The organism is Paenibacillus sp. FSL H8-0457 (assembly GCF_038051935.1).
Classification (GTDB): domain Bacteria; phylum Bacillota; class Bacilli; order Paenibacillales; family Paenibacillaceae; genus Paenibacillus_AQ; species Paenibacillus_AQ lautus_A.
The window spans coordinates 4,301,567-4,313,942 of sequence record NZ_CP150293.1 but is presented as its reverse complement, the minus strand read 5'-3'; the positions used below and the strand labels follow the sequence as shown (position 1 = coordinate 4,313,942).

At 50.3% G+C, this 12,376-nt stretch carries 9 protein-coding genes and 1 riboswitch; of the genes, 6 read left to right on the top strand and 3 right to left on the bottom strand.

Annotated features, from left to right (window positions below; genetic code table 11):
- The first annotated feature begins 75 nt into the window (after positions 1-75).
- Positions 76-2,622, top strand: coding sequence for a diguanylate cyclase (locus tag MHI43_RS18890; RefSeq protein WP_036660918.1), 2,547 nt, complete (start codon positions 76-78; stop codon positions 2,620-2,622).
- 146 nt (positions 2,623-2,768) lie between these two features.
- Entirely contained in the window at positions 2,769-3,401 is a 633-nt protein-coding gene (locus tag MHI43_RS18885) for a YdcF family protein (protein WP_036660916.1), read from the top strand.
- A 27-nt stretch (positions 3,402-3,428) separates the two neighbouring features.
- On the opposite strand, the gene MHI43_RS18880 is transcribed toward MHI43_RS18885, so the two are convergent.
- The 3 genes from MHI43_RS18880 to dapA all read right to left on the bottom strand — a co-directional run bounded on the left by MHI43_RS18880 (position 3,429) and on the right by dapA (position 6,492).
- On the bottom strand, positions 3,429-3,884 hold the full coding sequence (locus MHI43_RS18880; protein ID WP_036660914.1) for a hypothetical protein: 456 nt from the start codon (positions 3,882-3,884) through the stop codon (positions 3,429-3,431).
- Positions 3,885-3,908: 24 nt separating this feature from the next.
- Complete coding sequence (locus MHI43_RS18875; RefSeq protein WP_036660913.1) at positions 3,909-5,351, bottom strand: PAS domain-containing sensor histidine kinase; 1,443 nt, start codon at positions 5,349-5,351, stop codon at positions 3,909-3,911.
- A 265-nt stretch (positions 5,352-5,616) separates the two neighbouring features.
- Complete coding sequence (dapA, locus tag MHI43_RS18870; protein WP_036660911.1) at positions 5,617-6,492, bottom strand: 4-hydroxy-tetrahydrodipicolinate synthase; 876 nt, start codon at positions 6,490-6,492, stop codon at positions 5,617-5,619.
- Positions 6,493-6,603: 111 nt separating this feature from the next.
- On the opposite strand from dapA, the gene MHI43_RS18865 reads away from it, so the two are divergent.
- From MHI43_RS18865 to MHI43_RS18850, 4 genes are all read left to right on the top strand, one after another.
- Positions 6,604-7,479, top strand: a complete 876-nt coding sequence (locus MHI43_RS18865; protein ID WP_036660909.1) for a LysR family transcriptional regulator — start codon at positions 6,604-6,606, stop codon at positions 7,477-7,479.
- A 60-nt stretch (positions 7,480-7,539) separates the two neighbouring features.
- Positions 7,540-7,620: riboswitch (ZMP/ZTP riboswitch) on the top strand.
- Positions 7,621-7,702: 82 nt separating this feature from the next.
- Entirely contained in the window at positions 7,703-8,863 is a 1,161-nt protein-coding gene (gene purT / locus MHI43_RS18860) for a phosphoribosylglycinamide formyltransferase 2 (protein WP_036660908.1), read from the top strand.
- Between the two features lie 319 nt (positions 8,864-9,182).
- A complete protein-coding gene (locus MHI43_RS18855) occupies positions 9,183-10,541 on the top strand; it encodes an MATE family efflux transporter (RefSeq protein WP_036660906.1) in 1,359 nt (452 codons plus the stop codon).
- A gap of 196 nt (positions 10,542-10,737) precedes the next feature.
- Positions 10,738-12,372 carry a response regulator gene (locus tag MHI43_RS18850; protein ID WP_036660904.1) on the top strand — a complete coding sequence of 545 codons (1,635 nt, stop codon included), beginning with the start codon at positions 10,738-10,740 and terminating at the stop codon, positions 12,370-12,372.
- Positions 12,373-12,376 lie beyond the last annotated feature (4 nt).

Sequence of the window (12,376 nt, the reverse complement as noted above, 5' to 3'; positions counted from 1 at the left end):
AATGTATCTCTTTATAACAATGAGATGCATTGGGCATTTGGTTTTAAATCTGTGAATAAGGGAAGTTGATAAGCAATGACTGAACAGGATGCACTTAATCGAAAGTTACTGACGGAGGGCGATTATGTAACGGATGAACCGATCGACCTGACCAATTGCGAAAAAGAACCTATTCTCATTCCAGGATACATTCAGCCCCATGGCGTACTGCTTGCCATTAATCCTATCGACGATTTCAGGATCGCGCAGTGCAGCCGAAATACGGAGCAGCTGCTCGGGATCAGCGCCGAATCCCTTTTGGGACAGAGCCTTGAGGAGCTTATCGGAAAAACGCAATTTGAGCTTATGATTCGCCGAGACCTTCAAGCAATAGCGACACCGGACTTACAATATATCAATCTTACGATTTCGGTTGCCAATGAGCCGATTGAATTTATCGGAATTCTTCACGAAAGCGAAGGGCTGATTCTGCTGGAATTAGAGCCGGTTTCGGAAGATACCGTGCCCTTTACGGATGATTTTGAATGGATCCAGACGTTTTTCAGTCGGATGAAACGAACCGAGAATCGGGTTGAAGCAAGTCAAGTGGCTTGCGAGCTCGTGAAGGACATTCTGGGTTATGACCGTGTGATGCTGTATGAATTCGATGATCACTGGAACGGAAAAGTGATTGCCGAAGCCAAAGAGCAAGGACTGGAATCCTTCCTGGGCCATCATTATCCGGCATCGGATATTCCTCGGCAAGCCCGTGAACTGTATTTGAGAAATTGGCTGCGTACGATTGTTGACGTGGGTTATACGCCGGTCGAGATCATCCCCACGGTGCAGCCTTTGACCGGAAAGCCGCTGAACCTCAGTTTATCCGTTCTTCGCAGCGTGTCGCCGCTTCATATTGAGTACCTTCATAATATGGGGGTCGGCGCGACAACCACGATCTCCCTTATCCATGACAACCAGTTATGGGGATTAATCACCTGCCATCACTACAGCCGAAAATACGTATCTCACCGCACCCGCAACTTGTGCAATTTTCTGGGATCCTTTTTCTCCAACGAACTGTATCAACGCCAGCAGCTCGATGATTACCAAACCGAACTCAGGCTTCGAATTTTATCCGCCCGTTTTACCGAAATTTTCATCGGCAACACCGATGTCTATCAGGTGCTTGAGCAGCTTGAGACCGAAGAGCAGGGCCTGCTGGATTTAATGAGCGCTACCGGTGCCGCCGTCTATTACCAGGACAATTTGATGCTGTACGGCACGACGCCCACTTCGAAGCAAGTCATGGAGCTGGCCGGCTGGTTATCCGCCCAAGCAGAGGATTATACGTACCACAGCTCGAAACTCAGCGCAGAGTACGAGCCTGCCAAAGCATTCAAGGGTGCGGCCTCCGGCGTATTGTATCTCGCCCTGTCGCCAGGTCAACAAAACTATGTCATGTGGTTCAGGCCGGAGGTTGTTGAAATCGTGGATTGGGCTGGCGATCCGGCCAAAGCCGTTATACAAGAAGAGGATAAAATGCGTTTATCCCCTCGAAAATCGTTCGAAAAATGGAGGCAGGTGGTGGAGGGCACTTCATACTCATGGAAGGCTCAGGAATTAAGCGTTCTCCCCCAATTGAAATCGATTGTCCGCAAGCAAACCGATTTTCAATTAAGACAAGCCAAAGAACAGGCCATTCAAAATGCACGCATATTCAGGGAGAACGAGGAGCGGTATTTGCAGCTTATGGGCCACTCCCCCGTAGCCTTCTTGTCACTGACAACGGCGGGAACCATCGTGTATTGCAATTCGCGGGCCGAGACGCTGTTTGGCGCAACGAGGCCGGAGGAACTGCTCCAGCTTGAAATATACACCTTGGCTAGCGATGGTTCCCGCATGGGTTTAAGAGAGCAAATCAAACGGATGGATCAGAATCAGGCCCAGCTCGTTTCCGGCAGCGGCTGGTTTGATACGCTGGATGGAAAGAGGATGGAGCTTGAATATATGCTGGCAGCCATTCATCAGGGACGCAAATCGTCCATTATGGTCATTTTGAGAGAAGGTACCCAGGATGGAGGCCCCGATCGCGTATATTCCGATGTATTGAACCAGCTTCAGAGCTACGTGACAACAGATCCATTGACCGAACTGCCCAATCCGGCTACTTTCGAAAAAGAATTGGCGACGGATTGGGAGGAAAGCGTTCAGAACCAGGTTTCTCTGGCCTTGCTGATGGTCGATATCGATGATTTCCGGGTGTATAACACGCTTCATGGTCTATATGGCGGCGATTTATGTTTGCAATGGATTGCCGACGCACTGAAAATCATAGGTGAATACTATGGAGCGGCCATTTCGCGTTACGGCGGCGGAACCTTTATATTGAAGATCAAAGATACCGATCCCGACCGAACCTATGAAGTGGCTGAGAAGATACGTCAAGGCGTCCTGGCGCTCAGCATCCCCAAGGACCGAACGGAGGAAGACGGATTTATGACGGTAAGCGTAGGAGCGGCTTGCCTAACGCCCACCTCCATGCTGAGTCTTTCCCATTTGACTGACGAAACGGAAAAAGCCATGCATATTGCCAAGAGCAAGGGGAAGAACAGAGTCACGCTATATGGATATGAAACGGATTGATGTCCGTTGGAACCAAGAGGAAGTTGGATAATCAAAAGCCTGCAGCTCCATTATGGAGCTGCAGGCTTCTTTGCTGTATTATATCCCTGTACATATGATGCTAAAATGAAGACTGGAGTTGAACGAGTGGAAGTTGGAGGTGTTGCATGACCCGATTGATGCAGCCGCGGAAAGCAGGAAGCAGAAGAAAGCGCGTCTTGTTGAGAGTTTTGCTGGGACTGATAGCCATCATGCTGGTTTATTCGATTAATGTGGGATACACGATTTGGAAATATGCAGGGCGAACGGTGAATATTCCCTCCGATGCAGCGATCGTTCTGGGTGCAGCAGTATGGGAGGGGAGACCTTCGCCTGTGTTTCAGGGGCGCATCGATCATGCGTTATGGCTGTATGATCAACAATACGTAGACAAGCTCATTTTTACAGGGGGACGCGGGTCCGAAGAGGAAGTAGCCGAATCGGAAGCGGCCAAACAATATGCCATCGAACACGGCGTTCCGGAGAGGGACATCCTGGTAGAGACGAGTTCGACGATCACCGAGCAAAACCTGTATTATGCGAACAAGATAGGCGATGCGGCAGGGCTGTCCTCATATATTATCGTGAGCGATCCGCTGCACATGAAGCGGGCGATGGCGATGGCTGAAGATATGGGTCTCGAAGCCAATCCTTCTCCCGCGTCACGGAGCGCTTACCAAAGCGTAAGAAGCAAGCTCCCCTTTTTATGCAGAGAGGTCTTTTATTATATCGGTTATCATCTGGCGAAACCCCTTCGATAAAAGATCCGATAATGCGCAGTTTGCGTGTTAGTCCAGACTTCCGAGATCGTTGGCAAGCATCTGATGGCTTTCCTTATCCGTTACCCTGTCGAGATAACTTGCCGCTTTTTGCTTGGATGCCAATGCATGCTCCTTGTTCCTCAGAACCAGATAGGCTCTGGCTTCCGCTTCGTATCCGTAACCGATGTAGAAGGGTTCGAGGTTAGCCGATGACCCGATCGTGATGCAGCGCTTGGCATAATGCAGTGCTTGATCGCCCTGACCCGTTACCGCGTATACTCGGGAGAGCTGCCAATACCCGATAGACAGGTTGCGCTCTGTATGATCCGCCACCCGGCTCCAATGCCAAAAGGAAGCATGACACATGTGAATCATGTTCTCATCGTCTTCCGTCGTCCGCTGCTTCTTCTCCAAGATATCCCAGACCTGATTGAAGCAGTTTATTGCAAATTGTTTATGTAAGTTTGAATCTTGAATGTCCATGCCTATGTCCTCCGATTGTACGCATTATAATGCAGGTAAATGGATCGTAAAGGTTGTCCCATGATCAGGAGTGCTCTCCACGTTCATCGTACCGCCGTGATTATGAATAATATTCTTGGTAATCATGAGACCGAGTCCCGTGCCGGTGTCTTTCGTTGTAAAAAAGGGCTGTCCCAGTGATTGGATCTGATCCTGCGTCATCCCAACTCCTTCATCCTGCACGATAATTTGCACCTCGGGACCGCTGTGCACAATGTCCAAGGTGATGCTTCCCCCGTCATTCATCGCCTCCATCGCGTTTTTCAGCAGATTGATGAACACTTGCTTGAGCTGGTTGACTTCGCCCTGTACATAGATCGGAACCAGTGGATAATGGGGAATGATCTCTATATTCTTGAGAGCGGCTTGCACCTTCATCAGCGTAATGATCTGATCCAGTATGGCCGACACGTCGATGGGTCCGCTCACGTGGGCACCCTGCGGTTTGGAGAGCACCAAGAGCTCATTGACGATGAGCTCGATGCGTTTGAGCTCCGATTCGATGATTTCAAAATAAAGCTCGTTGCTGCGTTCCGCGGATCGCAATAACTTCACGAATCCATTAATCGATGTCAATGGATTTCGAATTTCATGAGCGATGCCGGCGGCCAATTGGCCGGCGGTCGTCAGCTTCTCCGATTGCATCACGCGATCCTCTTCCATCCGCTGCTCCGTAATGTCCTTGAAGATGCCGACGGCCGCTTTCTCGCCTTCATATTGTATGATTAACGTGAACCCCGTGACCATCTTTTCCTGCCCGTCCAGGCAGCGTATCAGATAATCGACGCTTCCGATTTCTCCGCTCTCGGCATACGTTGCCCTGCGTTTCATCAATGTGTGATGATACGATGCGTCGACGATCACGTCGGTTGAAATGCCCAGCACGTCACGGAGGTGCATCGCATTGACGAGCCGGAGCGCGGCAGAATTAACATAATGCACAATGCCTTTTTTAGTTATGAGTACGGAGAGAGGGAGCTCTTCCAGCAGCTGCAGAAACGAATTTTCCTTCTCGTTCAGCTTCTGTTCCTTCTGCTCCAGCTGTTTCATGAGCTGTCTCAGCAGCGTTCGATCCTCGAATTGTACCAAGTATCCCTTGGGCCCCCGCTCCGGATCGTGATCAACGCTGCAGCGTGCACTAAGGTATAACTCGCGATCAGACGGATGACGGTAAGCATATTCAACCGGGGGGATGGATGGCTGATGACCCTGGGCAGCCCTAGCGTTCTGAATCACTCGATTCAATAACTCGCGGAGGCTGTTTTCTTCTTGCGGCGCCCCGGCAGTTAACTCCTGCGGCGAGCAACCCAACAGATCACATAGTGCCGAATTGACCTTAAGAATCGTTCCATCTAGCGATACCAAAGCCATACCGATTACAGATTGTTCAAAGGCAAAATCATGATTAGGGGTGGAATAGGGCAGCACTGCAAGTCTCCTTTCAAATTTCTGGGAGGAATTGAATGTACCCATATTATAAGTGGGGCGATTTCATTCATCAATCCTTTAAAGCGATAGATCTAAGCAGGATATCTTTTTTTGCGTAAAATGTCAGTATCATCCATCCCATCATCTACTGATTGAAAGCATGTGCGCCCTATAGCTTCGAATCATCCATTCAAGCATGGCAAGGAAGCGAATGCGTCCCGCCACTCTTGAGGAGAAACCTGTTACGTCCATGATTTAAAGTTTCTCAGCCTTTGAATGCTTGATCCAAAGATAGCTTGAGCTCATCCGTAATGGGGCCCATCGGCAGGCGCAGGGTGTCGGATGAGATAAGGCCTTGCTTGGCAAGAAGCCATTTTAGCGGAGCTGGATTGGATTCTGCGAACAACTGATGAATAACGGGAAGCAGCACTTCAAACTCCTTTTCGGAACGAGAATAATCCCCTTGGGCAGCTAATTGATACACACGAATAAAAGCCTCGGTATTCACATTGGCCGACGCCAAAATGCCCCCGGATGCACCATGACGCAGCATCTCATGAAAGCGGACATCGTCCCCGCATAGAACAGGCTTCGTATCGTATGGAGACAAGCTTCTCATAAGCTCCGTACTCGCAGTGCTGTCCTTCATTCCGATGACACCGGGGATCTCCATGATTCTTCGAATGGCATCGACCGGTAAGGAAATTCCAGTGCGCGAAGGAACTTCGTACAAAATAACCGGTATCCCCACCTCCGCGACTTTGCAGAAATGTTGTATAATGCCCTCAATCGAAGGGCGGCTGTAATACGGCGTGACCACCAATACCGCGTCTGCCCCGATATGTCCTGCCCATTCCGTCCGCTTCATGCTGGAGAACGTATCGTTGGTACCCGTACCAATAATGACCGGCAATTGCCGCCCGTCCAGACCTTTTCGCGTTTCCTCCACCACTTGAACGACCTCTTCCCAAGTTACCGTCGGCGCCTCTCCGGTCGTACCGTTGATGATCAATCCTTGAATGTCATGGGATAACAAATTCTCCAAATAACGATGATAAGACGGAACATCCAATGCGTATTCATGTGAAAAGGGAGTGACCACCGGAACATAAATACCTCTCAAATCTTGCGGACTCAACATGATCTTTCCTCCATTTCATGAATTGTGGCTTTACTTTACCATGGGAATCGGGATCGGTGTTATCTATAATAATAGATAGTTATTATCAATATTATTGATGAGGAGAGAGCGATGGAACTGATCTATCTGCAAACCTTCAGGGAGGTTGCTGTTCGAAAGAGCTTTACTAAAGCTGCTGACGAATTGGGTTATGCACAATCCAGCGTTACCACCCAGATTCAGAAGCTGGAGAAGGAATACGGCGTCAAGCTGTTTGAACGGTATGGCAGAGGCCTGCGCCTGACGAAGTCAGGGGAGGAGCTGTTCAAGTATGCTGTCCAAATGCTGGATCTGTTCCAGCAGTCTAAGGAAAAGCTGACGAAACAAGGCGGGGGCATCTTATCGATTGGAACGATCGATTCGCTTGCCGCATATTTTCTTCCATCCGTCCTTCATCGGCTAAGACAGGAGCATGAAGATCTTGCCATCCGCTTGCAAACGGATCGTGAAGATAGCATCGTCAGTAAGGTAAGAGAGGGTGAGTACGATCTCGGGCTTATTCTGGAGAACAAACCGGAAGACACTTCATTGAATTGGATCCCGATCCGGGAAGAGCCCCTCCATCTGATTGCCCATCCGGATCATCCGCTTCTCAGGTTGCCCGTCATCGAGCTGGAGTATCTGGCTGATTACGAATGGATTATGACCGAGGATACTTGCAATTACCGGATCATGTTGGAAAAAGTGCTGCGCGCCAGCGGAGCTCCCGTCCGTATTGGTTTGGAATTGGGCAACCCCGAGGCAATCAAAAGATATATCATGTCCGGTACCGGCATCTCACTATTGCCGAGAATGGTAGCAGAGGAGGAAATCAAGAGGGGAGAGCTGGCGATTCTTCCCTTTCAACACCCTGACATTCGACTGGACATCCAGATTGTCATTCATCCTAAGAAATGGCTGTCACACTCGCTTCGGGATATGATCGAAATGTTGAAGTCTAAATCTTAAAGACGCAGGCTGATATTGCATTTAACGAAAAGATTCAGTATCATTTATGTAACAATGTATAGGTTTATGTGTGACTGGCGTAGCATGGGGAACCATGAGGGAGCACATGAATGACAACGGCCGTACGCCTGGGCAGAGGTAAGGGAGTTTATTTCCCTTACCTCTTTATTATTTTCTTGGGCTTCTATCGTCTCTGAAACTATGAAAAGGGGATAAAACAACGATGTTCAAAACGAAAAAAATATTGCTGCTGGGATCCGGAGAACTAGGGAAAGAAGTCGTAATTGAAGCACAACGATTGGGTGTCCAAACCGTAGCCGTCGATCGTTATGCCGATGCTCCTGCCATGCACGTTGCCGATCACAGCCATGTGATCGATATGCTGGACGGAGAGAAGCTGCGCGCTATTATTGAGTTGGAAAAGCCGGACCTGATCGTTCCGGAGATTGAAGCGCTGGCTACTGCGGAGCTGGTGAAGCTGGAGGATGAGGGGTATCGGGTGATTCCTACCGCCAGAGCCGCAAAGCTTACGATGGACCGTGAAGGGATCCGCCGGTTGGCATCAGAGGAGTTGGGACTGCCGACTGCGGACTATCGATTTGCCGATACCTATGAGGAATTCAAGCAGTCTGTCCTGGACATGGGTTTTCCGTGCGTGATCAAACCGCTGATGAGCTCCTCCGGCAAAGGTCAAAGCGTGTGCCGTTCGGAAGGGGATATCGAGTCCTGCTGGAACATCGCCATGGAAGGCGGCCGCGTGCAGAACGGAAGGGTGATCATTGAGGAATTCATTTCATTCCAGTCGGAAATCACGCTTCTGACCGTCCGCTCCGTCAATGGAACAAGCTTCTGTGCGCCGATCGGGCATATTCAGGAAAGCGGAGATTATATCGAATCGTGGCAGCCGCACGATATGTCTGAAGCGCAAATCGAGGAAGCTAAATATATTGCGCGGAAGATTACCGACGAGCTTGGCGGATACGGCTTGTTCGGCGTTGAATTGTTTTTGGCCGAGGATAAGGTATACTTCAGCGAGGTATCCCCGCGTCCGCATGATACTGGGCTGGTTACGCTGGTCACGCAAAATCTATCCGAATTTGCGCTTCATGTCCGTGCCATTCTCGGGTTTCCGATACCAGAGATCGAATTGATCACGCCGGGAGCCAGCCGCCCCCTGAAAGCCGGCCGAGAGCTGGAAGACTATACGATTACAGGCGCCGAGCAAGCGCTGGCCGTTCCGAATACGCAGCTTCGCATGTTCGGCAAACCGGTAACCAAGGTCGGAAGACGAGTAGCAGTCGCGCTGTCAACCGCCGGCGATGTCGAAGAAGCGCGGTCACGTGCGAAGCTGGCCTTGGATAAGCTTGCCGTCGAAGAGGCATAAACATCGGAATTCCATAGGGATATCACATGTCATCATGTTGAAAAAGGCCAACCGAAATGACCGGTTGGCCTTTTCAGTTATAGAGAAATCAGGGATCCAAATGGAGTACAAACTCTTCTGATCACGAGTACTTGCTTTTAGTTTTGATTTCGGGAATAAATAGGGAGAAATTTATGTTCTTTCATGATAAGATACACAAGAATACAAACGACCCTCACCCATTATAATGTTTCCATTCGATGCGATAAGCGCTGCTTGGAGCATAATATTTCAAATAAATCTCTAGAGGAACGTTTATTGAAGGCATAGGAGAATCTACATGAGAGACATGACGCAAGGAAGTCCGATCAAGCTGATTATCATGTTTACCATCCCGCTTTTGATCGGTAATATTTTTCAACAATTTTACAACATGGCAGACACCCTTATCGTGGGACGTACCATTGGCGTGAACGCACTTGCAGCCGTTGGCTCGACAGGCAGCATTTTGTTTTTTGTCATCGGCTTTGCCCAGGGATTGACGGCTGGCTTGTCTATCATAACGGCACAGCGTTTTGGAGCTAAGGATATCGCAGGCGTCCGCAAAAGCGTGGGAACGAGTGTATGGATCAGTCTGGTGTTCACGGTATTCCTCACTATCGTGAGCGTTATATTTACGAGACCCGTCCTCGTCATGATGAACACCCCTGCCGAAATTTTGGATGATGCGTATTCGTATCTGATTGTCATTAACTGGGGCGTCGGCGCGGCCGTTCTGTTTAATTTGCTGGCTAACCTGCTCCGCGCTCTCGGCGACAGCCGGACGCCGCTTCTCTTCCTGGTCGTTGCAAGCATTCTGAACATCGTGCTCGACCTCTTATTCATTCTCGTATTTAAGATGGGAGTCGCCGGAGCCGGACTTGCCACGGTTGTATCGCAGCTGTTCTCCTGCCTGCTCTGTCTGATCTACATTCATAAGAAGGTCCCGCTCCTTCAATTCAAGAATGCCGACTGGTCCATCGATTGGAAATTTATTCGCCAGCATATGTGGGTAGGTTTTCCGATGGGCTTCCAAGCCTCCATTATCGCCATCGGAGCCATTATTCTGCAGATCACGCTAAACGGTCTCGGGGCAACAGCCGTTGCGGCTTATACCGCGGCTCAGAAGATTGATATGCTCGCCACGCAGCCGATGAGTTCCTTCGGGATTACGATGGCGACTTTTGCCGCTCAGAACTTCGGAGCGAATCGCATAGACCGGATCAAACTGGGGGTTAAGCAGTGTATTTGGCTCTCAGGATCATTCAGCATCGTCGTGGGCCTGCTGGTTATATTCGCGGGTCCTGCCGCCGTCAGCCTTTTTGTGGGTCAAGGCCAAGAGGAATTGCTGTCGCTCAGCAGGCTGTATTTCTTATCGAACGGCAGCACCTATCTGCTTCTGTCGCTGCTCTTCATCTACCGCTTCACGCTTCAGGGGCTTGGTCAGAGCTTAATTCCCACTGTGGCGGGCATCATGGAGCTGATCATGCGGGTACTGGCTGCTATCTTCCTGACCGCGCAGATCGGCTTCCTCGGTGCAAGCCTGGCAAATCCGCTGGCTTGGCTGGGCGCCGTCATCCCGCTCGGCATCGCTTACTATCTGAGCATCAAGAGGTTAAGCACGCCGGTAAAACCCGTCTCCGTACCCGTTCAGGCGTAAGGAATGCTGCACAATCGAATTCGGAACGAATCATGACTCCAGGAACAGGGAAGCACTGTTTCGCTGGAGTCGTGCATTCGTTCTTTTTTTTGTTACAAAAAACATAATGTGGAAGATTCCCAATTTGGGTGCGGCGAGGTAAGATCACTATAGATTCAGTTTGCAACCGAACAGGACAGAAACGGGAGGGGTCGCATTGTATAAAGTGCTGTTAGTGGATGATGAAGCCGATGTGAGAGAAGGCCTCGTTCAGGAAATCCAATGGGAAGCCTGCGGATTCGAGATCAAGGGGACGGCGGAGAACGGAAGAGAGGCCGTGGAGGCTGCGGAGCGGTTGGAGCCGGATGTCGTTATTACTGATATCAGTATGCCCTTTCAGGATGGACTGCAGCTGGCCTCATGGCTAAGGGAGCATCAGCCGCTGTGCAAAATCGTGATTTTGACCGGCTATGACGAATTTGATTACGCCCGCCAAGCGATTACGCTCAGCGTGGATGAGTATTTGCTCAAGCCGTTCTCTGCCGAAAGCTTCATGGAGTTATTAGGCAAGATCAAGGACAAAATCGATATGGAGGTGGCGGAGCGTGAGGACGTGCGCCAATTGAAGGAGCATTACCGGACAAGCCTGCCTTTGCTTCGGGAATCGTTCCTGGCTTCGCTCTTAACCCGGAAACTGCCCCTCTCTATCATAGAGGAGAAAACTCGGAATTACGGCCTTCCGCTGAACGGCGCCTGTTATCTCGCCGCGGTGCTGGCTTTATATCCGGCGGCTGAGCATAAGGAGAGTGCTCCATCAAGCTCCCTGCGGCATTCCGGCGATATGGACTTGATGCTGCACGCCATGCTGAACATTGCGAAAGAGCTGATGGATCCCCTTTCATTTGGAAGCGCATTCATACACCAGGATAACATCGTGTTTTTGATTACGAATGACGGCTGCGAGGACGAGTCGTGGTTTGGCGACCTGCAGGTGGCACTGGACCGTTTGCTCAAAAGCATTCTTCACTATCTGAAGTTGCCGGTTACGATCGGCGTGGGCTCCAGGGTCCGGACCCTGTCCGATCTTAAGCACTCCTACCAGGATGCGCTGCTGGCGCTGGACTACCGGCTGATTCTCGGCGCCGAGAAAGTCATCTTCATTGATGACGTGGAGAGTCCGAGGCAAGATGGGGTCCGTCTGGACGAATTGCAGGAGCAAGCGCTGATCCGCAATCTTAAGCTCGGAACCGCGGAGGAATTAAGTGAAGCGATTACGCACATATTCGATGAGCTGATCGGAGCATCCTGCACGATTCAAGAGGTTCAGATCTATCTCCTGGAAGTCGTAACGGCCATACTTCGAACGGCTAAGGAATCCGGGATCGAGCTTGAGGAGATGTTTGGAGCGGGGTATCAGCTGCATGCCGAGATTTTCAAGTTTTCCGGGCTACAGGAGGCTAAAGCTTGGCTTCAGGATGTCAGTTTGGCCATCCGCAAGCAAATCTCCAGCTCCAGGCAGCATGCCTATAAAGACATCGTGGAGAAAGCGCTCCAATACACGCGGGAGCATTACGGCGACCCGGATATATCGCTGCAGAAGCTGTGCATGCACCTGCATATCAGCACAGGCTATTTTAGCGGCGTTTTCAAAAAAGAGCTCAAAATGACCTATGTGCAGTACTTAATGCAGCTGCGGATGGAAACGGCCAAAGAGCTTTTACGATCCACCGACCTGAAGGCTTTCGAAATTGCGGAGCGCGTCGGGTTTGCCGATCCGAATTATTTCAGCTTCAGCTTCAAGAAGCAGGTCGGCGTTTCGCCTAAGGAATATCGGGCACAAGCGAGGGGGTAGGGCA